Raw genomic sequence first — 26,360 nt, 5'->3', positions numbered from 1 at the left:
CCGCTGTCGGCCCATCACGTTGAGGATCCCAAAACAGTTATTTTTATGCGCAACGCGCTAACAAACAATGGGTTCGATGGGAAAAGTTTACGCAACGCTGACGGGAGAACGCCAGTTCAGGAGCAGGCTAAGCGCAGGCCGTTACCCGAATCCTCTCCCCGGCGGGGAGAGGAACCCGGTCAACACCGGGCCTTCGCTGTCGCCCGTCACCTTTTATGGCGGCGCAGGCGCTAACCCGCACGCTTTTGACGCGTCCGGATTATTCTTCGCTGCTGCCTACCGTCGGGCGCGCCGGAGAGTCAATCTCCACGCGGTCGATGCGCTGCAGGCCGCGCATCAGCGTACCGCGACGTCCGCGCTCGCCATGCACTTTTTGCAACTCTTCCGGACGCAGTTTGATCTTACGTTTGCCGACATGCAGCGTCACGGTGCTCTGCGGCGGGAGAATGTTGAGATAAGCGAGCTTATCGTCGCCCTTCGCCGCCTCAGCAGACGGGATAGAGATAATCTTGTTGCCCTTGCCTTTCGAGAGCTGCGGCAGATCCGCTACCGGGAACATCAGCATGCGTCCCGCCTGAGTAATGGCGAGCAGCATATCGTCGTCATGAGTAATCTCCAGCGGCGGCAGCACGCTGGCGTTCTCAGGCAGCGTGATAAGCGCTTTACCCACGCGGTTGCGCGCTATCAGGTCGTTGAAGGTGCAGACGAAGCCGTAGCCCGCGTCGGAAGCCATCAGCAGCTTCTGCTCCTCCGGCGCCATCAGCATATGTTCGACGACAGCGCCCGGCGGCAGCGTTAGCTTGCCGGTGACAGGCTCCCCCTGACCACGTGCGGAAGGCAGCGTGATCGGGTCAAGCGCATAGCTGCGCCCGGTTGAATCAACGAACACAACAGGCTGGTTGCTCTTGCCTTTGGCGGACGCTTTCCAGCTGTCGCCCGCTTTATAGCTAAGCCCCTGCGCATCGATGTCGTGTCCTTTGGCGCTGCGAACCCAGCCCATCTGCGAAAGCACGATGGTCACTGGCTCAGAAGGCAGCATATCGTGCTCGCTCATCGCCTTCGCCTCTTCGCGCTCGTGCAGCGGCGAACGGCGATCGTCGCCGTAAGCGTCGGCATCCGCCTGGATCTCTTTTTTCAGCAGGGTGTTCATCTTGCGCTCAGAAGCGAGAATGCCCTGAATCTGGTCGCGCTCTTTTTCAAGATCGCTCTGCTCGCCGCGAATTTTCATCTCTTCCAGCTTCGCGAGATGACGCAGCTTAAGCTCCAGAATCGCTTCCGCCTGCGTTTCGCTGATGCCGAAACGGCTGACCAGCACCGGCTTCGGCTCATCTTCGCTGCGGATGATGTGAATCACTTCGTCGATATTGAGAAACGCCACCAGCAAACCTTCGAGGATATGCAGGCGCTTGAGGACTTTCTCCAGACGATAGTTAAGACGACGGCGCACCGTATCGCGGCGGAAAGCCAGCCATTCGGTGAGGATCTCCAGCAGGTTTTTCACCGCCGGGCGACCGTCGAGGCCAATCATGTTCAGGTTGATGCGGTAGCTTTTTTCCAGATCGGTGGTGGCGAAGAGGTGGTTCATCACCTGCTCCATATCCACACGGTTGGAGCGCGGCACAATCACCAGACGGGTCGGGTTTTCGTGGTCGGACTCATCGCGCAGGTCGTCCACCATCGGCAGCTTTTTAGCGCGCATCTGGCTTGCGATTTGCTCCAGCACGCGCGCGCCGGAAACCTGGTGCGGCAGCGCGCTAATCACCACCGCGCCATCTTCTTTCTTCCACACGGCGCGCATGCGCACGGAGCCACGGCCGCTCTGGTAAATTTTACGAATCTCATCACGCGGCGTGATAATTTCCGCCTCGGTCGGGTAATCCGGCCCCTGCACGATGTCGAGCAGGTTTTCGAGCGTGCTCTTCGGGTGCTCAATCAGGCTGATGGCCGCTTTCGCCACTTCACGCAGGTTGTGCGGCGGAATGTCGGTCGCCATGCCCACCGCAATGCCGGTAGTGCCGTTCAGCAGAATGTTCGGCAGGCGCGCCGGCAGCATTTTCGGCTCCTGCAGCGTACCGTCAAAGTTCGGGATCCACTCTACCGTCCCCTGGCCTAACTCGCCCAGCAGCACTTCGGCATACTTCGACAAACGCGATTCAGTATAACGCATCGCCGCAAAGGATTTCGGATCGTCCGGCGCGCCCCAGTTGCCCTGCCCGTCTACCAGCGGGTAACGATAGGAGAACGGCTGCGCCATCAGCACCATCGCTTCATAACAGGCGCTGTCGCCATGCGGGTGATATTTACCCAATACGTCGCCCACGGTGCGCGCCGACTTTTTGAATTTCGCGCTGGCGTTCAGCCCCAGTTCCGACATCGCATAGACAATACGGCGCTGAACAGGCTTAAGCCCGTCGCCGATAAACGGCAGCGCGCGGTCCATGATGACGTACATGGAGTAGTTGAGATAGGCGTTTTCGGTAAACTCATGCAGCGCCAGGCGCTCTGCACCGTCGTGAGTAATATCACTCATTAATTCTTTTCCTCAGACCGTGGTGTGGCTTTACACGCGTCAATGCCTGCCCGCCGGGCAGATCTTTGCTCGCGATAGTACCTTATCCAGGGGCTTACTGTCACAGTATTGTATATACGATCAGGCTTTTTCTGCCTGCAAGGCAGGGGCTTGCATGACAGGCCTCGCTGTCAGCATGACTGGCATTATTATAGCCCTTTTACCGGTTTGCTTATTGGACAAACTTATCAGGCAAGCCCCTCTTTTTGCTTAATTATTGCTGTTTTGGCAAAAGTCTTTGCTCAATTTGCTAATTCTGCCGCATCGTCTGGTGCGGTAAAATTAATGCCAAACGTAATAGTTAGAGGATAAATAATGAGCAACGTACTTATCATCAATGGCGCGAAAAAATTCGCCCATTCCAATGGTCAGCTTAACGACACCCTGACCGAGGTCGCGGAAGGCTTTCTGCGCGACGCCGGACATGATGTTCAGGTCACCCGCGCCGACAGCGATTACGATGTGAAAGCGGAAGTGCAGAAATACCTCTGGGCCGATGTGATTATTTATCAGATGCCGGGCTGGTGGATGGGCGCGCCGTGGACCGTTAAAAAGTACATTGATGATGTGTTTACCGAAGGTCACGGTTCGCTGTATGCAAGCGATGGCCGCACCCGTTCCGACGCGTCCAAAAAGTATGGTTCCGGCGGCCTGCTGCAGGGCAAAAAATATATGCTGTCGCTGACCTGGAACGCGCCGCTGGAAGCCTTCAACGACGAAGCGCAGTTCTTCCACGGCGTAGGCGTGGATGGCGTTTACCTGCCGTTCCACAAGGCCAACGAGTTTATCGGCCTGAGCGGCCTGCCGACCTTTATCGCCAACGACGTGATTAAAATGCCGGACGTGCCGCGCTATGTTGCAGAATATCGCGAGCATCTGGCGAAAATTTTTGCTTAACTGAAAGGCGGTTTTACAAAAGGAGTTAACCATGCTGACAGTGATTGCAGAAATTCGAACCCGTCCCGGCTCGCATCATCGCCAGGCGGTGCTGGACGCCTTTCGGAAAATCATTCCGACGGTGCTGGCGGAAGAAGGTTGTCACGGCTATGCGCCGCTTATCGATCATGCCGCTGGGGTCGATTTCCAGACCAGCGCGCCAGATTCCATCGTCATGCTGGAAAAATGGGAAAGCGTGCAGCATTTACAGGCGCACCTGCAAACGCCTCACATGAAAGCCTGGAGCGAGGCGGTAAAGAGCGATGTGCTCGATACTCACATCCGTATCCTGGAAGAAGGCGTGAAATAAGCGTTATTGCTAAAAAAGAAAGGCGATGAGAGTCATCGCCTTTTTTATTACCCGCGAGCGTGCCTGCGTAAGGCAACGGCGGAAATGTTATACCTCGATATCCGCGAGGTCGCCCTTCTCCTGCAGCCAGTTGCGACGATCTTCAGAGCGCTTCTTGGCCAGCAGCATATCCATCACCGCAAGCGTACGCGCATCGTCATCATCGCTGATGGTCAGTTGCACGAGGCGGCGGGTGTTCGGGTCAAGCGTGGTTTCACGCAACTGCATCGGGTTCATCTCGCCAAGCCCCTTAAAGCGCTGCACGTTCGGTTTGCCCTTCTTGCGCTTAAGCTGCTCCAGCACGCCCGCCTTCTCTTCTTCATCCAGCGCGTAATAGACCTCTTTACCGAGGTCGATACGGTAAAGCGGCGGCATGGCGACATAAACATGCCCGCCTTTCACCAGCGAACGGAAATGTTTCACAAACAGCGCGCAAAGCAGCGTGGCGATGTGTAAACCGTCGGAATCCGCATCCGCGAGAATGCAAATTTTGCCATAGCGCAGCTGGGACAAATCGTCGCTGTCCGGATCGATGCCGATAGCCACAGAGATATCATGCACCTCCTGCGACGCCAGCACCTCATCGGAAGAGACTTCCCAGGTGTTCAGGATCTTGCCCTTAAGGGGCATGATCGCCTGATATTCGCGGTCGCGCGCCTGCTTGGCGGAGCCGCCTGCCGAGTCCCCTTCCACCAGGAAGAGCTCGGTGCGCGCCAGATCCTGCGCGGTACAGTCCGCAAGCTTGCCAGGCAGCGCCGGGCCGCTGGTGAGCTTTTTACGCACCACTTTTTTGGCGGCGCGCATGCGGCGCTGGGCGCTGGAGATAGCCATCTCCGCCAGCATCTCCGCCGCCTGAACGTTCTGGTTCAGCCACAGCGAGAAAGCGTCTTTCACCACGCCTGAGACAAACGCCGCGCACTGGCGCGACGAGAGGCGCTCTTTGGTCTGCCCGGCGAACTGCGGATCCTGCATTTTCACCGAAAGCACATAGGCGCAGCGCTCCCAAATATCCTCAGCGGAAAGCTTCACGCCGCGCGGGAGGATATTGCGGTATTCGCAAAACTCGCGCATCGCGTCCAGCAACCCCTGGCGCAGGCCGTTCACATGCGTGCCGCCCTGCATGGTAGGAATAAGGTTAACGTAGCTTTCCGTCAGCAGTTCGCCGCCTTCCGGCAGCCAGAGCAGCGCCCAGTCCACCGCCTCAGTATCGCCCGAGAAATTACCGATAAACGGTTTTTCCGGCAGCGTAATCAGGCCATTTACCGCCTCGGTGAGGTAGTCGTTCAGGCCATCCTGATAACACCAGCGCTGCTCCGTCTTATTCACTTCGTCTTTAAAAGTGATTTCTACGCCCGGGCAGAGCACCGCCTTCGCTTTCAGCAAATGCGTGAGGCGCGAAACGGAAAAGCGCGGGCTGTCGAAGAATTTTTCATCCGGCCAGAAATGGACGCTGGTGCCGGTGTTGCGCTTGCCGCAGGTGCCGACCACGCTCAGCTCTTTAACCTTTTCGCCATTGGCGAAAGCGATGTTGTAAATCTGGCCGTCGCGGCGCACGTTAACTTCAACCCGCGTGGAGAGGGCGTTTACCACCGAGATCCCAACGCCGTGCAGGCCGCCGGAGAACTGGTAGTTCTTGTTAGAGAATTTACCGCCGGCGTGCAGACGGCAGAGGATCAGCTCAACGGCAGGAACGCCCTCTTCGGGGTGGATATCCACCGGCATGCCGCGCCCGTCGTCGATCACCTCGAGCGACTGGTCAGCGTGCAGGATAACGTCCACGCGCTTCGCGTGTCCCGCCAGCGCTTCATCCACGCTGTTATCAATTACTTCCTGACCCAGATGGTTGGGACGGGTGGTATCGGTGTACATCCCCGGACGGCGGCGAACCGGCTCAAGCCCGGTGAGTACCTCGATGGCATCGGCATTATAGGATTGCGTCATGATTTAATCGTCAGATAACAAAACGGTACCGATCTTTCAGGCTTAGCGCAGCCCGAGAAAATCGATAATCTGGGTGAAATAATCTTCGAAGCCTACAAAAGCGTGGTTACCGCCGGTCTCCACAGTCTGACGGCAGGAGGCGTAATAGGCCACCGCCTGGCGATAATCCAGCACTTCGTCGCCTGTTTGCTGTAGCAACCAGATAAGATCCGGCGCTTCCAGCGGGTCTATCTGCATGACTTTAAGATCGTAAATATGGCGAGACTCTAGCACATATTGCTGCCCGGTGTAGGGGTTCTCATTGGCGCCCAGAAAATCTATCAGCAATTCGTAAGGACGCACCGCCGGATTCACCACGACAGCAGGCAGCATAAAACATTGCGAAAGCCAGGTGGCGTAATAACCGCCAAGAGAAGAACCGACAACGCCAAGCTCATCCCCGCCATGCTCCATGACCAGCGACTCAAGCAGCTCCGCCGCTTCTGCCGGGTAGGCGGGCAGCTGCGGCACAATCATCTCGATCTCCGGGTGCGTTTGCTTAAGCCAGCCTTGCAGACTGGTGGCCTTGGCGGAGCGCGGCGAGCTGTTAAAGCCGTGCAAATAGAGAAGCGTCGGCATCAGTAGCCTTCGGAAGCGATATCGGGGCGAAACTGCGCGCCTGCCAGACGGCAGACTTCCGTCGTCAGCGTGCCGTCCGGATGCAGTTCCAGCCAGCGCCAACCGGGCGCGATAGTATCAAGCGTAAAATTAGCGCAATGGGGCTTAAACTGCACGCAGGTAGACGGCGTGGCTAAAATACGGCGACCGTTCCAGTCGAGATCCAGCTCCTGGTGAATATGGCCGCACAGCAGGTTTTTCACCCGCGGAAAACGGCTCAGCACGTCATCAAGCGCAGCCGCATTGCGCAGGCTATGCTGATCGAGCCAGCTGCAGCCTGCGGGTAAGGGATGATGATGCAACAGCAGCAGCGTATGGCGCTCGGGGCATTCGCCAAGCTTACGCTCCAGCCATTCCAGTTGATACTCGCTAAGTTCACCATGAGGGACGCCGAACACCTGAGTATCGAGCAGCACTATCTGCCACTGCTCGCCCACCATTACCCGCTTTGCCGGAGAAATCCCCGCTTCCTGCAGCGCGCTATACATGGCGGGCTGAAAGTCGTGGTTGCCGGGCAGCCAGACGCAGGGCGCAGAAATCGACGAGATGCCTGAAGCGAAATGCTGATAGGCCTCGGGCGAATGATCCTGCGCCAGGTCGCCGGTCGCGACGATAAGGTCGCATTGACGCTGCTGTTCATGGATAGCCGCCAGTACCGCCTGATAGCTCTCCCAGGTTTTTATGCCGAGCAGCGTTTCGTCTTTTCCGGCGAACAGGTGGGTATCGGTTATTTGCAAGATCCTGACGCTGGCCCCACCAGCAACAGGAAGGTTTAACAGGCTTTCCAAATGGTGTCCTTAGGTTTCACGACGCTAACAAACCGGAATCGCCATCGCTCCATGCGCTAAACAATAGCGCAACCAGTCAGCAAGAAACTGGTTAATTTGATGCTTTTCATCGCGCTGATGCAACTTTTTATTCGGATAATCATAACGCGCTTTAAAACGAAATATCTGCTGGCTTGAACACACTTCCGCCACCATGGCGTCATGATAAAGACGCACGGACATGGAAGGCAGGCTCCAGTAGCTTACCTTCGGGGCCGTTTGCTCGATTTCCACGAGCGTAGTGTAACGGGTAGATTCCAGGATAGTTAATCGGTATTGCGCGCTATTGACCTGATAGCTCACGGTTTCGCCCACCGCGTCGTTGCGAGGCAGCAGGCGGCGCAGCTGAGCGAAGTTGGTTTCGCACAGGCGCATCATTTCAGGAAAGTCAGGCGTATAGCGCTTCATTTTCAGGTGTTCCACTCTTGTCTCAATGCTTCATGATGTAATTGCAGCCATTGCAAAGCGATGACCGAGGCTGCGTTATCGATTTTCCCCTCTTCAACCCAAAGGTATGCCTGCTCCCGACTTACCACATGAACCCGAATATCTTCGTTTTCATCAGCCAGACCGTGAATCCCTTTCGCGGTCGTGGCGTCCACTTCGCCTACCAGTAAGGAAAGGCGCTCGCTGGTGCCCCCGGGGCTTGCCAGATAACTCATGAACTTTTTCACCCGGCCGACGGAGAGCCCCGCCTCTTCCACCGCTTCGCGGCGGGCTACCTCTTCGACGCTTTCGCCAGGCTCTATCATGCCAGCCACCAGCTCCAGCAGCCACGGTGTTTCGCTCGTATCATACGCGGCGATGCGGATCTGTTCGATCAACACCACCTCGTCACGCACCGGGTCAAAGGGTAGCAGGACTGCGGCATGGCCGCGCTCAAAAATTTCACGCTTAATTTCGCCACTCATTTCGCCGTTGAAAAGGCGATGACGGAAGCGGTAAAGATCAAGTGAAAAAAAGCCGCGATAGAGCGTTTCTCGTGCAATAATTTCTACATCGTTTTTGGCGAACGTAACGGCTGATTTGGTGGGTTTACTCATGACGTTTTCCACTCCTTTATAGTGGCGAATCTGGTAATTTCAAGCCAGTTTACCTGCTGCCTGTGCGGGTATGTGATAGATTGATGAAATTTAAAGGCAGAAGGCACGTTACGCCAAGCCGCACGGCGGGCTGACTCTGTTAGAATCGGCGATCATTTTTCGACTTCTGTCAGCGCTAACAATATTTTTGCTTCACAACAAGGAATGCAAATGAAGAAACTGCTCCCCATCCTTATCGGTCTGAGCCTGACGGGTTTCAGCGCCATGAGCCAGGCAGAAAACCTGTTACAGGTTTATCAGCAGGCACGATTAAGTAACCCGGATTTACGTCGATCCGCTGCTAACCGTGACGCCGCATTCGAAAAAATTAACGAAGCACGCAGCCCTTTGCTGCCGCAGTTAGGTCTGGGCGCCGATTACACCTACAATAACGGTTTTCGCGACAACGACGGCATTGACTCCAACGTCACCAGCGGCTCATTGCAGCTGACCCAGACCATTTTCGATATGTCGAGATGGCGCGCGCTGACGCTGCAGGAAAAAACCGCCGGCGTTCAGGACGTCACTTATCAGACGGACCAGCAGACGCTGATCCTCAATACCGCTACCGCCTATTTTAACGTACTGAGCGCCATTGACGCCCTTTCTTACACGGAAGCGCAAAAACAGGCGGTCTACCGCCAGTTGGATCAGACCACCCAGCGCTTTAACGTAGGCCTGGTGGCCATCACCGACGTGCAGAACGCCCGCTCGCAGTACGACACCGTGCTGGCGAACGAAGTCACCGCGCGCAACAACCTTGATAACGCAGTAGAACAGCTGCGCCAGGTGAGCGGCAACTACTATCCGCAGCTCGCTTCGCTGAACATCGACAGCTTTAAAACCAACAAGCCGGACAACGTCAATGCGCTGCTGAAGGAAGCGGAAAACCGCAACCTGTCCCTGCTGCAGGCGCGTCTGAGCCAGGATCTGGCGCGTGAACAGATCCGCTATGCGGAATCTGGCCACCTGCCGACGCTGGGCTTAACCGCCTCCAGCAGCATTTCCGACACCTCTTACAGCGGCAGCGCGACACGCGGCAATAGCCTCAGCAGCTCAAGTTATGCCGATCGCAATATCGGTCAGAACTCCGTCGGCCTGAGCTTCAATCTGCCTATCTACAGCGGCGGCTCGGTCACCTCGCAGGTCAAACAAGCGCAGTACAACTTCGTGAGCGCCAGCGAGCAGTTAGAAAGCGCGCACCGCAGCGTAATTCAGACCGTGCGTTCCTCCTGGAACAACGTCAACGCCTCCATCAGCAGCATTAAAGCTTACGAGCAGGCCGTGGTGTCCGCGCAAAGTTCTCTGGACGCCTCTGAAGCGGGTTACGCCGTGGGTACGCGTACCATCGTCGACGTGCTGGATGCCACCACCACGCTCTATAACGCGAAACAGCAGCTTTCCAGCGCGCGCTATAACTACCTGATTAACCAGCTTAATATTAAAGCTGCGCTCGGTACGCTGAACGAGCAGGATCTGGTTGCGCTGAACACGACGCTTGGCAAGCCAATCCCGACGTCGCCGGAAAGCGTAGCGCCGGAGAATCCGCAACAGGACGCGGCCGTAGATAGCTTCACGGCTAACGCTAACGCCGCCGGTAACGATGCCACGATGCCGGCAGCGCAGCCTGCCGCTTCGGTACAGCCAGCCGCGCAATCCCGCCGCTCTGGCGCGAACCCGTTCCGTCAGTAATCGCGCTTCAGGCGTGATGCGCGCTGGCGCATCACGCCTTTACGTAAGGCAACGTAAAGATCCCCTGCCCTTGCGGCCCTCTGCTTTAATTTCAACCACTCATCCACTATCCTGAGCACCATAACTGTGCAATATCTTTGGGGCCAGGAAGAAAGTAATGAAACGGACAAAACAGATTAATCACGCCACGTTCCGCAAAAGCTGGAACGCGCGTCACCTCACCCCTGTGGCCTTCGCGGTCACGGCGGTCTTCATGCTTGCCGGTTGCGAGAAAAGCGATGAAACCGTGCAGATGTTTCAAAACGCGGATGATTGCTCGCAGGCGAACCCAGGCAAAAGCGCCGAGTGTACCGCCGCCTACAACAATGCGCTGAAGGAAGCCGAACGCACCGCGCCGAAGTACGCTACCCGCGAAGATTGCGTGGCGGAGTTTGGCGAAGGCCAGTGCCAGCAGGCGCCCGCTCAGGCAGGCGTCGCGGGCAGCGGCTCGACGGAAAACCAGGCGCAGGCGCAAAGCAGCGGCAGCTTCTGGATGCCGCTGATGGCAGGCTACATGATGGGCCGTCTGATGGGCGGCGGCATGGGCTTCGCGCAACAGCCGCTCTTCAGTTCGCGCAACCCGGCAAGCCCTGCTTACGGCCAGTATACTGACGCCAGCGGCAAGAGCTACGGCGCCGCGCAGCCGGGCCGTACCGCAACGGTGCCTAAAACCGCAATGACGCCGAAACCGGCTACCACAACCACCATAACCCGTGGCGGATTTGGCGAAACCGTGGCGAAACAAAGCGCCATGCAGCGCAGCGCGATGGGCACCGGCTCCCGTTCAATGGGTGGTTAAACGCAATGGAAAGAATTGCTATCAGCGAGCGCCCGGACTGGCGCGATAAAGCGACCGAATACGGTTTCAACTTTCACACCATGTACGGCGAGCCGTACTGGTGTGAAGAGGCTTATTACAAACTGACGCTGGCGCAGGTTGAACGCCTTGAAGCGGTTACCGAAGAGCTGCATCAGATGTGTTTGCAGGTGGTGGAAAAAGTGGTCGCCAGCGATACGCTGATGGCCAAATTTCGCATTCCGAAACATACCTGGGAATTTGTTCGCCAGTCATGGCGCACGCAGCAGCCTTCGCTCTATTCGCGTCTCGATCTCGCCTGGGACGGCGTGGGTGACCCAAAGCTTCTGGAAAATAACGCCGATACGCCGACTTCCTTGTATGAAGCCGCTTTTTTTCAGTGGATCTGGCTTGAAGATCAGCTCAATGCCGGCAAGCTCCCTGCTGGCAGCGATCAGTTCAACAGTCTGCAGGAAAAACTGATTGCGCGCTTTGCCGAGCTTAAAGAACAGCATGGCTTTAACCTGCTGCATTTTGCCTGTTGCCGCGACACGGTAGAAGACCGCGGCACGGTGCAGTACCTGCAGGATTGCGCTGCTGAAGCGCAATTGCCGAGCGAGTTCCTGTTTATTGAAGACATCGGCCTTGGCGAAAAAGGTCAGTTTACCGATCTTCAGGATCAGGTTATCGGCAATCTGTTCAAGCTCTATCCGTGGGAGCATATGCTGCGTGAAATGTTCTCCACCAAGCTTGAAGATGCAGGCGTGCGCTGGCTGGAGCCCGCATGGAAGAGCATTATCTCTAACAAGGCGCTGTTGCCGATGCTCTGGGAGATGTTCCCCAATCACCCCAATCTGCTTCCCGCTTACTTCGCCGAAGACGCTCATCCGGAACTGGCGAAATATGTTATGAAGCCCATTTTCTCTCGCGAAGGCGCTAATGTTTCTATCGTGGAAAATGGCCAGCCGATCGCTAAAGTGGAAGGGCCTTACGGCGAAGAAGGAATGATCGTCCAGCAGTTCCATCCGCTGCCGAAGTTTGGCGAAAGCTATACGCTTATCGGCAGCTGGCTGATTAACGACCAGGCGGCGGGCATTGGGATACGCGAAGATCGCGAATTGATTACGCAGGATCTCTCGCGCTTTTATCCGCATATCTTTGTGGAATAAAAAAACGGCGCGAAACATGCGCCGTTATTTTTAACCCACCTGCACCGAAAGCATGCTTATCGATCCCATCTCCATCCCTTCCAGCGGCACGCTTAGCGGCTCTTCGCCATTCCAGGCGCCAAGCACATAAAGCAGCGGCAGGAAATGTTCCGGCGTAGGGTTAGACAAGCTGCCGCCTTCATGCTCAAGGTAGTTTACCAGCGGGTGCGACTGCGCCTCGCCCCGCCAGCGCAGGTTTTGTTTAACAAAGTTATTGAACGATTCCGCCCACGGATAAGGGGTGCTTTCGCCATGCCAGCGCGCCGTGCGCAGGTTATGCACCACGTTGCCGCTCGCCACCAGCATAATGCCTTCATCACGCAGCTTCGCAAGCTTACGCCCCTGCTCGTAATGCCAGACGGGAGGTTTGGTGCTGTCTATACTCAGTTGCACCATGGGAATGTCGGCATCGGGGTACATCTTAATCAGCACGCCCCAGGAGCCATGGTCGAATCCCCAGGCTTCGCGGTCGAGCGTCACGGGCGTCGGCGCAAGCAGATCCGCCACGCGCTGCGCCAGCTCAGGCGAGCCGGGAGCGGGATAATGCGTGTCATAAAGCGCCTGTGGAAAACCGCCGAAATCGTGGATAGTTTGCGGCTGCTCCATCGCCGTCACGCCCGTACCGCGCGTATACCAGTGAGCGGAAACCACGACAATCGCCTTTGGACGCGGCAGCGTTTCACCCAGACCGCGCCAGGTCCGGGTATAGTGGTTGTCTTCCAGCACGTTCATGGGGCTGCCGTGGCCGAGAAACAGTGCGGGCATGCGGGAGGAAGTCATGATGATATCCTTAACAAGATTGAGCGTTTTGTTGCGTTAACCTTACGCTGTTTGCTGGCGGGAAGAACTCAGATAAGCGTGATGATCATCATCAGAAATTTTGAATGTAAGGAATGTGTAAAAGCCCCTGCGGTTACTCGACCTTTATCACTCGGCCCTTTACATTAATGAGAATCATTATCATAAGGAGCGTTCAATGTCTGTGCCTCTGATCCTGACGTTGCTGGCGGGCGGCGCCACGTTTATCGGCGCCTTTTTAGGGGTGCTCGGCCAGCGGCCGTCTAACCGCCTGTTGGCTTTCTCACTCGGCTTTGCGGCGGGCATTATGCTGCTTATTTCGCTGATGGAAATGCTGCCCGCCGCGCTGCATGAAGAGGGAATGTCGCCAGTGCTGGGCTATGGCATGTTTATTATTGGCCTGCTTGGCTACTTCGCGCTGGACCGGATGCTGCCGCACGCGCACCCGCAGGATTTGCTGGATAAAGGCCACGGCGAAGCGCACGGCGTGCGCAACCTGCGGCGCACCGCCCTGCTGCTGACGCTTGGCATCAGCCTGCATAACTTTCCGGAGGGCGTAGCGACGTTCGTTACCGCCAGCAATAACCTGGAGCTGGGTTTCGGCATTGCGCTCGCCGTCGCGCTGCACAACATTCCCGAAGGGCTGGCGGTGGCCGGGCCGGTTTACGCCGCAACGGGCTCTAAACGCAAAGCGGTGCTCTGGGCGGGCGTTTCCGGTCTTGCGGAAATCGTCGGCGGCGTGCTGGCGTGGCTTATTTTGGGATCGATGGTTTCGCCCGTCGTAATGGCTTCCATCATGGCGGCGGTCGCGGGGATTATGGTGGCACTGTCGGTGGATGAGCTAATGCCGCTCGCCAAAGAGATAGACCCGCACAACAACCCGAGCTATGGCGTGCTGTGCGGCATGTCAGTGATGGGGTTCAGCCTGACGCTGTTGCAAACCAGCGGCATCGGCTAACAAAAAAGCCCGGTAGCGACCGGGCTTTTTTCTGTTCGCGCTATGCCTTAGCTGGCTTTACGCGCATGCGCCTGGCGGTAAGCCACCAGATCTTCAATGGTGACGACAGCCATATTGTGCTGCTTCGCGAATTCAATGCACTCTGGCGCACGCGCCATTGAGCCGTCGTCGTTAGTCAGTTCGCACAGCACGCCCGCCGGTTTAAAGCCCGCCAGCGTAACCAGATCGATAGTCGCTTCGGTGTGGCCGCCGCGGGTCAGTACGCCGCCCGGCTGCGCGCGCAGCGGGAAAACGTGGCCCGGACGGTTGAGGTCGGACGGCTTAGCGTCATCGGCAATCGCCGCGCGGATCGTGGTGATGCGGTCGGCTGCGGAAACGCCGGTTGTCACACCGCGCGCCGCTTCAATCGTCACCGTAAAGCCGGTGCCGTAAGCGCTGGTGTTATTTTCCACCATCATCGGCAGGTCGAGCTGCTGGCGGCGTTCGTCAGTCAGGCAAAGGCAGACAATGCCGCTGCCGTGACGAATGGTCAGCGCCATCTGTTCAACGGTCATGGTTTCGGCGGCGAAAATCATGTCGCCTTCATTTTCACGATCTTCATCGTCAAGCACCATCACGCCGCGACCTTCGCGCAGCGCAGCCAGCGCGTTTTCCACGCGTTCGAACGAAGTGCCAAAAGAGGAAAGAAGCGTCTGATTCATGGTAAAAAAACCTCATTAAAATTATGGATTACCAGAACCAGGGCGGTCTTAGGAGTGCCGAAAAGCGGCCAAAAAAATAACGTGAGCGGACGGATTGACGTCGCTTGATCGTTACTCTCTCCCATCCGGACTTTAACCGTCGGCCCCGGAATTTCACCGGATCTGCTGACCTTCAGAGATAATCTGAAGCGCTCGCGGGCTTTCAGTTTGTCCTTCGTCTTTCACGCCGCTTTGCCGCAACGCGAAAAAGAGTATGGACAGAAAAACTGATTTACCGCCGGTGGGGAATTTCGCCCCGCCCTGAGAATAAGCGGGTTAACTATAACGCCAATGATTATTGTCGGCAATGTATTCGATTCAAACATTTCCGGTTTATCCCCTTCGGATCAGGCATTACAATTAGAGTTCACACCGTTGAAGATCAGGGAAACCGCTATGATTGACCCGAAGAAAATTGAACAGATCGCCCGTCAGGTCCATGAATCGATGCCAAAAGGGATCCGCGAGTTCGGGGAAGATGTCGAGAAGAAGATCCGCCAGGTTCTGCAATCCCAGCTGTCGCGCCTTGACCTGGTAAGCCGTGAGGAATTTGATGTGCAGACGCAGGTGCTATTGCGCACCCGTGAAAAGCTGACCGCCCTGGAGCAGCGCCTGACCGAGCTGGAAAGCCGTGGCGCCAGCGCGACTGCCGCGACTCCCGCCGCAACCGCTACGCCTGCTTCTGCAACGCCCGTTACCGCAGAACCGGTAACGCCGCCGCCGGCGATTCCGCCTGTTGATAATATCGACAAGCAGGACTAACCGTCGCCGCTCAGCCCCCGCTCAGGCAGGGGCTTTTGCAACAAACCTAGCTGTTTTTCTGGATTTTCTTGATGATGTTGGTGGTGGAGCAACCATCTTCAAAGTTGAGCACCAGCACTTCGCCGCCGTTGGCCCACACTTCTTTGCTGCCTGCGATATCCTCCGGCTTATAGTCGCCGCCTTTTACCAGCAGATCCGGCAGGATCTCGCCTATCAGACGCTGCGGCGTGTCTTCTTCAAACGAGACTACCCAGTCCACCGCTTCCAGCGCGCCCAGCACAATCATGCGCTGCTCGAGCGGGTTAACCGGACGGGTTTCGCCTTTCAGGCGTTTCGTTGAAGCATCGCTATTTACCGCGACAATCAGGCGGTCGCCCAGCTTGCGCGCGTTGGCCAGATAAGAGACGTGGCCTGCGTGCAGAATGTCGAACACGCCATTGGTCATCACCACTTTCTCGCCGCGCTTGCGCGCCGCCAGCACCGCCTCTTTCAGCCCCTGCTCGGTCATCACGCCAAAACCGGTTTCTGAACGTCCGCGCACCGCGTTTTCCAGTTCAATGGGCGAAACGGTCGAGGTGCCGAGCTTGCCGACCACCACGCCCGCCGCCGCGTTGGCGAAATAGCAAGACTCTTCCAGCGTGTTACCGGCGGCAAGCGTCGCCGCCAGCACGCCGATGACGGTGTCGCCCGCGCCGGTCACGTCATAAACTTCCTGCGCCTGCGTCGGCAGGTGGAACGGCGCTTTGCCCGGCTGCAGCAGCGTCATGCCCTGTTCGGAGCGGGTCACCAGCAGCGCGCAGAGATCGTAATCGGCAATCAGCTTCATGCCGCGCTCAACAATCTCCTGCTCGTTCTTACATTTGCCCACTACCGCTTCAAACTCGGAGAGGTTCGGGGTAAGCAGCGTGGCACCGCGATAGCGCTCAAACTCAGTGCCTTTCGGGTCGATAAGCACCGGCACGCCCGCGTTGCGCGCAAGCGTAATCATCTGCTGAACGCTGGCGAGCGCGCCTTTAGCGTAATCGGAGAGCACCAGCGCGCCGATGTGCGGCAGCGCCTGGTTGATGCGCTCGTGCAGCGGCTCCGGGTCCACGCCCTCAAAACCCTCTTCAAAATCGAGGCGGATTAACTGCTGGTTGCGGGAGAGCACGCGCAGTTTGGTAATGGTCGGGTGCGTCGGCACCGAGACGAAGTCGCATTTGACGTTCACGCCCGCCAGCGTCTGGCTCAGCGCACGCGCCGCGTCGTCAATGCCGGTGAGGCCCACAAGGCGGGAGTTTGCGCCGAGGGAGGCGATGTTCATCGCCACGTTCGCCGCGCCACCCGGGCGCTCTTCGATAGTATCGACTTTCACCACCGGCACCGGGGCCTCCGGCGAAATGCGGCTGGTGGGGCCATACCAGTAGCGGTCCAGCATCACATCGCCCACCACCATGACGCCTGCGCGCTCGAATTCGGGCAGCGTTACTTTCATTCCTGACTCTCCTGAGAGACACCAAAATTTGCGCGCGATGATAGCATAATTACGCCCAATCGCACGGTTAAGGCAGCAGCCAGCGCCGCCAGCTTTCGCGCACCTGCTCGCGCTCGGCGCTGAACGCCTCCCGCTCAACATGGCCTGGCAACTCCTGCAGCGCCAGATGATGCAGCTCGTCGCGAAGCAGGACGTAAGCGTGAGTTAACGCCTTCGCTTCCCCTTCTTCCATAATGTCGTTTTGCGCCAGCAGCTCAAGAATACGGACATTATCAGACCAGCGCGTCAGCTTCGGCTTTTGCGCAGCATAGCGCAGCACCAGATACTGTGTGATGAATTCGATATCGGTGATACCGCCTTCATCCGCCTTGATATCGAAGCGATCGCGATGCTTATTACCAAGGTGGGCACGCATTTTCTCACGCATCTCGCGCACTTCGGTTTGCAGCGTTTCGCCTTCCCGCGAGGTTGAGAGGATCTGATGGCGGATGTCGTCAAAGCGAGCTTTGAGCTGCGGTTCGCCGTAGACGATGCGAGCGCGCACCAGCGCCTGGTGTTCCCACGTCCAGGCTTCGTTTTGTTGATAATCCGCAAAGGCCTCGGTCGTCGTCACCAGCATTCCCGCCACGCCGGAGGGGCGCAGACGGGCATCCACCTCGTACAAAATCCCTGACGATGTGCGGGTGCTGAAAAGATGCATGATGCGCTGCGCGAGGCGCAGGTAAAACTGACGGCCGTCGATTTCCCGCGGGCCGTCGGTCATCACTTCCACCGGGCAATCGTGGAGGAAAACTAAATCCAGGTCAGAGCTGTAGCCAAGCTCCCAGCCGCCGAGCTTGCCGTAGCCGACAACGGCGAAACCGCGGCCTTCCCGCTCGCGCAAATGCGTCGGCTGGCCGTAACGCGCCACCATATGCCCCCAGGCTTGCTGCACCACAGCGTCGATAATCGCTTCCGCCAGCCAGGTCAAGTGATCGCTTACTTTCATGACCGGCAGCGTACCGGCGATGTCCGCTGCCGCTACGCGCAGCAGTTGCGCCTGCTTGAACTGGCGCAGCGCCTCCAGCTGTTGCTCTTCATCATCGTCCGGCACGCGCAGCAAGTATTGACGCAGCTCGTCGCGATAGGCGTTCATCGCGGTCGGCTGATAGAGCGTGTTCGGGTCGAGCAGCTCGTCCAGCAGCAGCGGATAACGCGCCAGCTGGCCTGCCACCATCGGCGAGGCGGCGCACAGGCGAATCAGATGCTTCAGCGCGCCGGGAAACTCGGTTAATAGCTCCAGATAAGTGGTGCGGGTGACGATGCCGGAGAGCAGCGGCGTCAGGCGCGAAAGCGGCACCGCCGCGTTATTGCTGGCGCACACCTCACTCAGCAGGCGCGGCATCAGCTGGTCAAGCACCTGACGCCCACGCGGGCCGATGGTGCGTTTGTCAATTTCACGGCGAAAATCGGTCAGCAGAGAAAGCACCTGCGCCCGGCACTCTGCGCCAAGATGACCGAGCACCGGGGTGGCGTCGTCGGCGTCGATCGCGTCGTGCCACAGCTCGCGCCAGCCTTCGTTTAGCTTGTCCTCTTCCGCCTCCGGCTCATCGTCGCCGATAAGCTCGTTAAAGACGCGCCGCACCGCCGCCATATGCTCATCCAGCACCGCGTGCATGCTCTGCCACTCCGCCACTCCCATCGCCCAGGCGAGCCGGGCGCGGTTGAGTTCATCAACGGGCAGCGTCTGGGTTTGCTCGTCGTTGATGCTTTGCAGCAGGTTCTCGAGCCGGCGTAAAAAGAGGTAGGATTCGCGCAGTCGCGCGGCATCCCCTTCCGGCAGCAGGTGAAGCTGTTCGATGGCCGCAAGCGTCGGCAGCAACGAACGCGACTGCAAAGCAGGCTCCCGTCCGCCGCGAATCAACTGAAACACCTGCACGATAAACTCGGTTTCGCGAATGCCGCCCGCACCGAGCTTGATATTATCGGTCAGTCCACGGCGACGCACCTCCCGGGCGATCATGCTCTTCATGTTGCGCAGCGACTGGATCACGCTGAAGTCGATATAGCGACGGAACACGAACGGGCGCAGCATCGCGCGCAGCTCCTGGCTCCAGGCGTCGTCGTTATCGCCCATGATACGGGCTTTCACCATCGCGTAGCGCTCCCAGTCGCGCCCCTGCTCCTGGTAGTAATCTTCCAGCGCGGCGAAGCTCAGCACCAGCGGACCGCTGTCGCCGAAGGGGCGCAGGCGCATATCCACCCGGTAGACAAAGCCGTCCTGGGTGGGCTGGTCAAGCACCTTGATAAGCCGCTGGCCGAGACGCGTGAAGAACTGCGCGTTATCCAGCTCGCGTCGCCCGCCCTGCGTCACGCCGTTTTCCGGCCAGGCGAAGATCAAATCGATATCGGATGAGAAGTTGAGTTCGCCGCCGCCAAGCTTGCCCATGCCCAGAATCATCAGCGGCTGCGGCACGCCCTGCGCGTTGCACGGCGTTCCCCACTCTTTGCAACAGGCGGCGTACAGCCAGTCCCGCGCCGCGACGATCAGCGTTTCGGCAAGCTGGCTGAGCTGCTGCAGCGTCTCTTCGGTAGAAAGGGTTGAAAGCGTCTGCGCCCAGGCGATGCGCACCATGATGCGACGACGAAACAGACGCAGCGCGCGCATCAGCGCCGCTTCATCGCTCACATCCTGTAAAGCGTCCTGCAGCCAGGCGGGATAGTGCCGCCACTCCTGCGCCTGCGGCGGCGACTGCTGAAGTTCGCTTAACCACTCCGGATGCGCGCTGACTGCCTCGCGAACAAAGTCGCTGAAGGTCAACACCGCGCGGATGTCGTCGTTAAAAGCGGCGCCGTCGAGGGCGGCGGGAAGCCGCTCCGTTACGGTTTGCCAGTGCTGTTGCAAAACAGAAGAGAGCGGCGTCATGGTGATTATCCCTGCGGTTATTTTTTCCCGCTGTGCAGCCAGAACGGCGCCTGCGAGATAGCCTCGTTGCGGAAATGTTCAATTTCAATACGCTGGCGGGTTTCGATGGCGTGGCGCAGCCCCTGCCAGTTATCCAGCCAGAAAAGCGCGACGGTATCGTCATAAACGCCCGCCAGCAGACGCAGCGCGTGAAGCTCGCGGGCGAGACGCGGCAGCTGGTCGCCATAGCGGTCGCCGAGCGGTTGCGCAAAGGCGCTTTTCAGCTCTGAGGCGTGGCGAGAGAGGTTTATGTCGGCAAAGCGTTTGAACGAGTCCGCCATTTTCTGGCGCGCTTTCTCATCAAGAAACGGCTGCCAGCCGCGCGAAACCAGCCAGTCGGTGAGCGCCAGCCGGGCGGTGCTTTGTTCAGCGCCGTAAGCCACGGTCTCCGCCGACGCTTCCGAAGCAAGCGAGGCCTCGCACTGGGTCAGCAGGTCACGTAAGCGAGTGCTCGCTTTTCTTGGCACGATAGCGCCGAAGAGCGCCAGCGTATGGCGCACCAGGCCAATGGCCTCCTGCACCTGATATTTCGCTTTTCCATTGCCGCGCAGCCACAGCTCTTCATGCCAGAGCCAGTGGTCCAGCGCCAGTTCCAGCGCCGCTTCCATTCCCTGCTCGACCGTGGCTTTCGGCGGCACCTTAAGCAGCGTCAGCGGCTTAATTTCACGCGCCGGATTGCCCTGGGCCAGGTGATAGCCACGCGCCGCTTTGCTGAGGTTGCCCTGACGCAGGCCGGGCTGTGAAACCAGCTGGCGCGCCAGCTTCAGCACATCCGCCGGGTTGCCGGAAAGCAGTTCCAGCTCCAGCTCGCAGATGGGCTCGCGGTGCTCATCGGCCTTGACCTCTCCCAGGTCGAGCGCAAGCTCAATACGGCTTTCACCGTGAGTAACCACCCACTTTTCGCGATGAAAATCGGTGCTGAACAGCGGCTGTGCAGCCGCCTGCATCGCCTGCGGGGTTAGCCCTTCCGGCCAGATTTCCGCCGGGAAACGGGCCAGATCGAGCTCGGGCTTTTCCAGCTCAATATTGTACTCGGGCCGCTGATGAAGGCCGCCAACCGTACGACCCGCCACTTTAATCGTCATCTCATAGCGGCCATTATCGCCGCGAATGCGCAGGCCCATGCCGTGCTGACGCAGTTGCTTATCCGGCGTTTCATAATAGATGTTAAGAAGCTGGCGAGGCGCGCTGTGTTCGGCGCTAAGGCCGCCCAGCGTCGCGCGCAGCGCATCAACATGGGCGGGATGGACGATAAATTTGAGTTCGATTTCCTGAGCCATAGTCTCTGATTTCTGGTTGCGTCACACCGGAAGAAATTCCAGCGAACTTAATAGCCTGGTATTTGTCAGTAGATAGTATTTTGCGGCAAATTGCCATGTTTCAGGTAGATAAGCCGTCGCAAAACCCTTGAGCCACGGGGGCAGCGCGCGAAGGATGACCAGGATGATTCTCATTCAGGTTTGCGCTTTGCATCGTCAGACTGTTGCCACTACCATCGTTCCACATTTATGACAATAATGACCCGATAATGCAGAAATTACGCCTCATTTGCTTCTCTTTGTTCGCTCTTGGCATTACCGCCGCGGCCCATGCGGATGAAAAACGTTATGTCTCAGACGAGCTGAATACCTGGGTGCGCAGCGGCCCGGGAGATAACTATCGCCTGGTCGGCACCCTGAACGCCGGCGAGGAAGTCACTCTGCTGCAAAGCAATGACAATACCAATTACGGCCAGGTGCGCGACAGCAACGGCCGCACCGCGTGGATCCCGCTCGCGCAGTTAAAAGCGGAACCCAGCCTGCGCACCCGGGTGCCGGACCTGGAAAACCAGGTCAATACGTTGACCGAAAAGCTCAATAATATCGACGCGACGTGGAACCAACGCACCGCCGACATGCAGAAAAAGGTGGCGGCGAGCGACGGCGTGATTAACGGCCTGAAAGAAGAAAATCAGAAGCTGAAAAACGAGCTTATTGTGGCGCAGAAGAAAGTGAACGCCGCCAATATTCAGCTGGATGACAAACAGCGCACCATTATTATGCAGTGGTTTATGTATGGCGGCGGCGTACTGGGCGTAGGGCTGCTGCTGGGTCTGTTGCTGCCGCACATGATCCCAAGCCGCAAGCGCAAAGACCGCTGGATGAGTTGATCCCTCACGGGCAGCGCTACGCTGCCCTTTTCTTTCGCCATCTCCTCTACACTTACGTATTATCTGTCGGCAAATTGTAAAGCTGGAGAATGTTGGGTGAAGAGTTATCTGGTGGGTGGTGCGGTACGGGACGCCCTGTTGGGCTTACCGGTGAAGGACAGAGATTGGGTGGTTGTCGGCGCCACGCCGCAGGAGATGCTCGATAACGGCTATCAACAGGTGGGACGGGATTTCCCGGTCTTTTTGCATCCACAAAGCCACGAAGAGTACGCGCTGGCGCGCACCGAGCGTAAATCGGGCCAGGGCTATACCGGCTTCACCTGCTACGCGGCGCCGGATGTCACGCTGGAGCAGGATTTGCTGCGCCGCGATCTCACCATCAACGCTATCGCCCAGGATGAAAACGGCGATTACATTGACCCTTACCATGGCCGCGCCGACATTGAAAAACGGCAGCTGCGCCACGTCTCCCCCGCTTTTGGGGAAGATCCGCTGCGCGTGCTGCGCGTCGCCCGTTTCGCCGCCCGCTACGCGCATCTTAATTTCCGCATCGCGCCGCAAACGCTGGAGCTCATGCGCGAAATGGCGCGCAACGGCGAGCTGGAGCACCTGACGCCGGAGCGCGTATGGAAAGAGACAGAAAACGCGCTCACCAGCCGCAACCCGCAGGTCTTCTTCATGGTGCTTCGCGAATGCGACGCGCTGAAAGTGCTGTTCCCGGAGCTGGACGCGCTGTTTGGCGTCCCTGCGCCAGAGAAATGGCACCCGGAGATCGACACCGGCATTCACACCTTGATGACGCTCTCGATGGCGGCGATGCTAAGCCCGGCGGTAGACGTGCGTTTCGCCGCGCTTTTGCATGATCTCGGCAAAGGGCTGACGCCGAAACACCTCTGGCCGCGCCATCACGGCCACGGCCCGGCGGGCGTACGGCTTGTGGAGCGGGTCTGCCAGCGACTGCGCGTGCCGAATGAAATTCGCGATCTCGCAAAGCTGGTGGCAGAGTTCCATGACCTTATCCATACCTTCCCTATGCTTAAGCCGCGCACCATCGTAAACCTTTTCGACGCCATCGACGCCTGGCGCAAGCCGCAGCGCGTGGAGCAAATCGCCATTACCAGCGAAGCGGACGTGCGCGGGCGCACCGGCTTTGAAGCGAACGATTACCCGCAGGGGCGTTTGCTGCGCGAAGCCTGGGAAGTGGCGAAAAGCGTTTCGTCAAAAGAGGTAGTGGCCGCAGGCTTTACTGGCGCGGAGATTCGCGAAGAATTAACCAAACGGCGCATTCGCGCCGTGGCGAACTGGAAAGCGGAACGTTGCCCCCAGCCGCAGGCTGAGGGCTGACGCCTTACATAAAGACGAGGTAAACCGCGCCCGCCACGATAAAACGGTAGATGGCGAACGGAATAAACGAGATGCGCTTGATGATATGCAGGAAAGTTTTGATCGCTATCAGCGCCACGATAAACGCAGTAATGAAGCCCACCGCGAACATCGGCAGATCGTGCATCGTCAGAAAGCCGATGCTCTTGTAGAGGTCAAGCGCGGTGGCGCCCATCATCATCGGCACCGCCAGCAGGAACGAGAACTCGGAAGCCGCATAACGGCTCACGCCCATCAGCATGCCGCCGGAAATGGTCGCCCCCGAACGGGAGAAGCCCGGCCACAACGCCAGACACTGGAAGCAGCCAATCATAAACGCCTGACGGTAAGTCATGTCGTCGATGCCGAGCGCGCGCGGCTCTTTTGGCTTCAGGCATTCGGCGGCAATCAGCAGCAGACCGCCCACGACCAGCGCATACATAACGTTTATCGGGTTAAACAGCGACTTAATGGCGTCGTGGAACACCAGCCCCAGCACGACGGCGGGCACCATGCCGAGCAGAATGTGAATCAAAGAGAGACGGCCTTTGCCAGCGCCTTCGTGCACAGGGTGGCCGAAATGAATGCCGATGAGCCCAAACAGGCGGCGCCAGAACATCACCACCACAGCCAGAATGGAACCGAGCTGGATAACCACCTCAAAGGTTTTCGCCGTTTCGCCTTCAAAGCCCAACAGGTGGCCGACAATAATCATATGACCGGTGCTGGAGACCGGCAGAAACTCCGTTAATCCCTCTACCACGCCCAGTATCGCCGCCACGAGCAGCGAATGCATATCACTCATTAACTTACCCTCGTACCCCAAAAAAATGACATAAAAAAACGGCTGGCGTATCACGACAACCGCGAAAGGTCCTGCTGTAAGACCGGTATGCCCGCGTTTGGTTTAATCATTATTAAACTAAATGATTTATTTCGGATTATTGCCACGCTCAATAATTACGCCGACGTTAACCGCCTGCGCCACCGCGCCGGGCTTGCTGACTTTAAGACGTACCCAGGGCGCGCCGAAGCGCGTAAGGATAAGCTGCGCCACCTCTTCAGCCACGCGCTCGACCAGCGCAAAGCGGCCATTTTCCACGTGATTCAAAATTGCTTCCGTCACGTCGGCATAGCTCAGGCAGTCGTTAACATCGTCGCTGCCCGCCGCCGCCCGGTTATCCCAGGCGATTTCGATATCGAACACCAGCTTTTGTTGAATAGTCTGTTCCCAGTCATACACGCCAATAGTGGTAATTACCGAAAGCTGCTCTATAAATACAATATCCATCACGCCCTGCCTGTTTTTGGGTCAGCCGGATACCACTTCCGGCGAAATATGCGTATTATCCACAGATGCAGCAAATAAAACGACATTTTCACAACGGAACAGCGTCATGAGTGCAATCGCGCCTGGAATGATCCTCCTCGCGTATCTTTGCGGCTCAATTTCCAGCGCCATTCTGGTCTGCCGCATCGCGGGTCTGCCGGACCCTCGCGACAGTGGATCCGGCAATCCCGGAGCGACCAACGTTTTGCGAATTGGTGGTAAGGGAGCAGCCGCAGCGGTACTGATTTTCGACGTCCTGAAAGGGATGCTGCCAGTCTGGGGCGCTTATGCGCTGGGCGTAACGCCGTTCTGGCTAGGGCTAATCGCCATTGCCGCCTGCCTTGGCCACATCTGGCCGGTTTTCTTTCATTTTCGCGGCGGCAAAGGGGTCGCCACCGCCTTTGGCGCTATTGCGCCGATTGGCTGGGACTTAACCGGCGTGATGGCGGGCACCTGGCTGCTGACAGTGCTTTTAAGCGGCTATTCGTCGCTCGGCGCGATAATCAGCGCGCTGGTGGCGCCTTTTTACGTCTGGTGGTTCAAGCCGCAGTTCACCTTCCCGGTTTCCATGCTCTCCTGCCTGATTCTTCTGCGCCATCACGATAATATCCAGCGTCTCTGGCGCGGTCAGGAAACCCGCATCTGGGAAAAGCTTCGCAAAAAGCGCGCGCTGAAGGCACAAAAAAAGGAGTGATGATTCACTCCTTTTTTATTGGCTCGCAGCGGTTTACTGCGCTGGCGGCAGCTCAGCCAGCGGCCAGCGCGGGCGCACGGTCACGCCCAGGCCCGCCGCCCCGCCCGCCTTCAGACGCACCATACCGGCGTAGGCTATCATCGCGCCGTTGTCGGTGCAGAATTCAGGACGCGCATAGAAGACTTCGCCTTTACGCTTCTCCATCATCTCAGCCAGGCGTGCGCGCAGCGTGCGGTTAGCGCTTACGCCGCCTGCCATGACCAGACGTTTAAAGCCGGTTTGATCGAGCGCGCGACGGCATTTGATCATCAGCGTGTCTACCACGGCGTCTTCGAAAGCGCGGGAGATATCAGCACGGGTCTGGTCGTCATTGCCGTTATCGCGAATGGTATTGGCGGCAAAGGTTTTCAGGCCGGAGAAACTAAAATCAAGCCCCGGGCGGTCGGTCATCGGACGCGGGAAGGTAAAACGCCCCGCCACGCCCTGCGCCGCCAGTTTTGACAGCATCGGGCCGCCAGGGTAATCCAGCCCCAGCAGCTTGGCGGTTTTGTCGAATGCTTCGCCTGCGGCGTCATCAATAGATTCGCCGAGCAGTTCATATTCGCCAATGCCGGTTACGCTAATCAACTGGGTATGGCCGCCGGAAACCAGCAGCGCCACAAAGGGGAATTCCGGCGGGTTATCTTCCAGCATCGGGGCCAGCAGGTGCCCTTCCATATGGTGCACCGGAATCGCCGGCACATCCCAGGCGAACGCCAGCGCGCGGCCGACGGTGGCGCCGACCAGCAACGCGCCGACAAGCCCCGGGCCTGCGGTATAGGCCACCGCGTCTATCTCCTGCGCGGCGAGATTCGCCTCTTTCAGCGCCGCCTGAATCAACGGCACGGTTTTGCGCACGTGGTCGCGCGAGGCGAGCTCCGGCACCACGCCGCCGTAGTCAGCGTGCAGTTTCACCTGACTATACAATTGGTTGGCTAACAGCCCTTTCTCATCGTCATAAATGGCGATGCCGGTTTCATCACAGGATGTCTCAATACCCAGTACACGCATGGC

The 26,360-nt window shown here is 58.1% G+C and carries 24 protein-coding genes and 1 riboswitch; of the genes, 10 read left to right on the top strand and 14 right to left on the bottom strand.

Features of this window, described 5'->3' with window-relative positions; genetic code table 11:
- Window positions 1-259 precede the first annotated feature (259 nt).
- Entirely contained in the window at window positions 260-2,530 is a 2,271-nt protein-coding gene (gene parC / locus IEX01_RS11000; protein ID WP_024561058.1) for a DNA topoisomerase IV subunit A, read from the bottom strand.
- Between the two features lie 354 nt (window positions 2,531-2,884).
- Here parC and IEX01_RS10995 point away from each other — a divergent pair, with 354 nt between their 5' ends.
- Both IEX01_RS10995 and IEX01_RS10990 read left to right on the top strand, forming a co-directional pair.
- A complete protein-coding gene (locus IEX01_RS10995) occupies window positions 2,885-3,466 on the top strand; it encodes an NAD(P)H-dependent oxidoreductase (protein ID WP_024561059.1) in 582 nt (193 codons plus the stop codon).
- A 31-nt stretch (window positions 3,467-3,497) separates the two neighbouring features.
- Window positions 3,498-3,815, top strand: a complete 318-nt coding sequence (locus tag IEX01_RS10990; RefSeq protein ID WP_048887937.1) for a putative quinol monooxygenase — start codon at window positions 3,498-3,500, stop codon at window positions 3,813-3,815.
- Window positions 3,816-3,902: 87 nt separating this feature from the next.
- On the opposite strand, the gene parE is transcribed toward IEX01_RS10990, so the two are convergent.
- From parE to nudF, 5 genes are read right to left on the bottom strand one after another with little or no spacing between them, the layout of a single operon-like run.
- On the bottom strand, window positions 3,903-5,795 hold the full coding sequence (gene parE, locus IEX01_RS10985) for a DNA topoisomerase IV subunit B (RefSeq protein WP_188723845.1): 1,893 nt from the start codon (window positions 5,793-5,795) through the stop codon (window positions 3,903-3,905).
- Between the two features lie 42 nt (window positions 5,796-5,837).
- The gene (gene yqiA / locus IEX01_RS10980; protein WP_024555578.1) at window positions 5,838-6,413 is read right to left on the bottom strand and encodes an esterase YqiA; all 576 of its coding nucleotides are present in this window, start codon (window positions 6,411-6,413) and stop codon (window positions 5,838-5,840) included.
- Entirely contained in the window at window positions 6,413-7,240 is an 828-nt protein-coding gene (gene cpdA, locus IEX01_RS10975; protein ID WP_188723844.1) for a 3',5'-cyclic-AMP phosphodiesterase, read from the bottom strand. The genes yqiA and cpdA overlap by 1 nt, the downstream gene beginning before the upstream one ends.
- A 24-nt stretch (window positions 7,241-7,264) precedes the next feature.
- Window positions 7,265-7,687 carry a DUF1249 family protein gene (locus IEX01_RS10970; RefSeq protein WP_024555580.1) on the bottom strand — a complete coding sequence of 141 codons (423 nt, stop codon included), beginning with the start codon at window positions 7,685-7,687 and terminating at the stop codon, window positions 7,265-7,267.
- A gap of 2 nt (window positions 7,688-7,689) precedes the next feature.
- Window positions 7,690-8,322 (bottom strand): ADP-ribose diphosphatase, encoded by a 633-nt coding sequence (nudF, locus tag IEX01_RS10965; RefSeq protein ID WP_024561670.1) that lies wholly within the window; start codon window positions 8,320-8,322, stop codon window positions 7,690-7,692.
- Between the two features lie 210 nt (window positions 8,323-8,532).
- Between nudF and tolC the strand changes: the two genes are divergently transcribed.
- From tolC to IEX01_RS10950, 3 genes are all read left to right on the top strand, one after another.
- Window positions 8,533-10,053 (top strand): outer membrane channel protein TolC, encoded by a 1,521-nt coding sequence (gene tolC, locus IEX01_RS10960; protein ID WP_188723843.1) that lies wholly within the window; start codon window positions 8,533-8,535, stop codon window positions 10,051-10,053.
- 157 nt (window positions 10,054-10,210) lie between these two features.
- Window positions 10,211-10,891: a DUF1190 family protein gene (locus tag IEX01_RS10955; RefSeq protein WP_024555583.1), complete on the top strand. Its 681-nt coding sequence runs from the start codon at window positions 10,211-10,213 to the stop codon at window positions 10,889-10,891.
- A 5-nt stretch (window positions 10,892-10,896) separates the two neighbouring features.
- Window positions 10,897-12,057 carry a glutathionylspermidine synthase family protein gene (locus IEX01_RS10950; RefSeq protein ID WP_188723842.1) on the top strand — a complete coding sequence of 387 codons (1,161 nt, stop codon included), beginning with the start codon at window positions 10,897-10,899 and terminating at the stop codon, window positions 12,055-12,057.
- A gap of 30 nt (window positions 12,058-12,087) precedes the next feature.
- On the opposite strand, the gene ygiD is transcribed toward IEX01_RS10950, so the two are convergent.
- On the bottom strand, window positions 12,088-12,876 hold the full coding sequence (ygiD, locus tag IEX01_RS10945; protein ID WP_024555585.1) for a 4,5-DOPA-extradiol-dioxygenase: 789 nt from the start codon (window positions 12,874-12,876) through the stop codon (window positions 12,088-12,090).
- 196 nt (window positions 12,877-13,072) lie between these two features.
- Here ygiD and zupT point away from each other — a divergent pair, with 196 nt between their 5' ends.
- Window positions 13,073-13,852, top strand: a complete 780-nt coding sequence (zupT, locus tag IEX01_RS10940) for a zinc transporter ZupT (RefSeq protein WP_024555586.1) — start codon at window positions 13,073-13,075, stop codon at window positions 13,850-13,852.
- A 47-nt stretch (window positions 13,853-13,899) separates the two neighbouring features.
- Here the strand turns inward: zupT and ribB are convergent, their stop codons facing one another.
- Window positions 13,900-14,553 (bottom strand): 3,4-dihydroxy-2-butanone-4-phosphate synthase, encoded by a 654-nt coding sequence (gene ribB / locus IEX01_RS10935; protein WP_024555587.1) that lies wholly within the window; start codon window positions 14,551-14,553, stop codon window positions 13,900-13,902.
- Between the two features lie 109 nt (window positions 14,554-14,662).
- Window positions 14,663-14,865, bottom strand: a riboswitch (FMN riboswitch).
- Between the two features lie 123 nt (window positions 14,866-14,988).
- On the opposite strand from ribB, the gene ubiK reads away from it, so the two are divergent.
- Complete coding sequence (gene ubiK / locus IEX01_RS10930) at window positions 14,989-15,354, top strand: ubiquinone biosynthesis accessory factor UbiK (RefSeq protein ID WP_024555588.1); 366 nt, start codon at window positions 14,989-14,991, stop codon at window positions 15,352-15,354.
- A 46-nt stretch (window positions 15,355-15,400) separates the two neighbouring features.
- Here ubiK and hldE read toward each other — a convergent pair whose 3' ends face one another.
- From hldE to IEX01_RS10915, 3 genes are all read right to left on the bottom strand, one after another.
- Window positions 15,401-16,828: a bifunctional D-glycero-beta-D-manno-heptose-7-phosphate kinase/D-glycero-beta-D-manno-heptose 1-phosphate adenylyltransferase HldE gene (hldE, locus tag IEX01_RS10925; protein ID WP_024555589.1), complete on the bottom strand. Its 1,428-nt coding sequence runs from the start codon at window positions 16,826-16,828 to the stop codon at window positions 15,401-15,403.
- 67 nt (window positions 16,829-16,895) lie between these two features.
- Entirely contained in the window at window positions 16,896-19,733 is a 2,838-nt protein-coding gene (gene glnE, locus IEX01_RS10920) for a bifunctional [glutamate--ammonia ligase]-adenylyl-L-tyrosine phosphorylase/[glutamate--ammonia-ligase] adenylyltransferase (protein WP_188723841.1), read from the bottom strand.
- A gap of 17 nt (window positions 19,734-19,750) precedes the next feature.
- On the bottom strand, window positions 19,751-21,052 hold the full coding sequence (locus tag IEX01_RS10915; RefSeq protein WP_048887942.1) for a CYTH domain-containing protein: 1,302 nt from the start codon (window positions 21,050-21,052) through the stop codon (window positions 19,751-19,753).
- 248 nt (window positions 21,053-21,300) lie between these two features.
- Between IEX01_RS10915 and IEX01_RS10910 the strand changes: the two genes are divergently transcribed.
- Together IEX01_RS10910 and IEX01_RS10905 are read left to right on the top strand one after the other, a co-directional pair.
- Window positions 21,301-21,921, top strand: coding sequence for a TIGR04211 family SH3 domain-containing protein (locus IEX01_RS10910; protein WP_024558913.1), 621 nt, complete (start codon window positions 21,301-21,303; stop codon window positions 21,919-21,921).
- A 96-nt stretch (window positions 21,922-22,017) separates the two neighbouring features.
- The gene (locus IEX01_RS10905; protein WP_024558912.1) at window positions 22,018-23,265 is read left to right on the top strand and encodes a multifunctional CCA addition/repair protein; all 1,248 of its coding nucleotides are present in this window, start codon (window positions 22,018-22,020) and stop codon (window positions 23,263-23,265) included.
- 4 nt (window positions 23,266-23,269) lie between these two features.
- On the opposite strand, the gene bacA is transcribed toward IEX01_RS10905, so the two are convergent.
- Complete coding sequence (gene bacA / locus IEX01_RS10900) at window positions 23,270-24,088, bottom strand: undecaprenyl-diphosphate phosphatase (protein ID WP_024558911.1); 819 nt, start codon at window positions 24,086-24,088, stop codon at window positions 23,270-23,272.
- Between the two features lie 126 nt (window positions 24,089-24,214).
- Entirely contained in the window at window positions 24,215-24,574 is a 360-nt protein-coding gene (gene folB / locus IEX01_RS10895; RefSeq protein WP_024558910.1) for a bifunctional dihydroneopterin aldolase/7,8-dihydroneopterin epimerase, read from the bottom strand.
- A 106-nt stretch (window positions 24,575-24,680) separates the two neighbouring features.
- Here folB and plsY point away from each other — a divergent pair, with 106 nt between their 5' ends.
- Window positions 24,681-25,307, top strand: coding sequence for a glycerol-3-phosphate 1-O-acyltransferase PlsY (gene plsY / locus IEX01_RS10890; protein WP_024558909.1), 627 nt, complete (start codon window positions 24,681-24,683; stop codon window positions 25,305-25,307).
- Window positions 25,308-25,340: 33 nt separating this feature from the next.
- Here the strand turns inward: plsY and tsaD are convergent, their stop codons facing one another.
- Complete coding sequence (tsaD, locus tag IEX01_RS10885) at window positions 25,341-26,357, bottom strand: tRNA (adenosine(37)-N6)-threonylcarbamoyltransferase complex transferase subunit TsaD (protein WP_028019989.1); 1,017 nt, start codon at window positions 26,355-26,357, stop codon at window positions 25,341-25,343.
- Between the last annotated feature and the right edge of the window lie 3 nt (window positions 26,358-26,360).

Origin of the sequence: Franconibacter daqui, assembly GCF_014644275.1 — a bacterium.
GTDB lineage: Bacteria > Pseudomonadota > Gammaproteobacteria > Enterobacterales > Enterobacteriaceae > Franconibacter > Franconibacter pulveris.
Note: the sequence above shows the minus strand (reverse complement) of the source record. Positions and strands in the feature narration are given on the sequence as shown.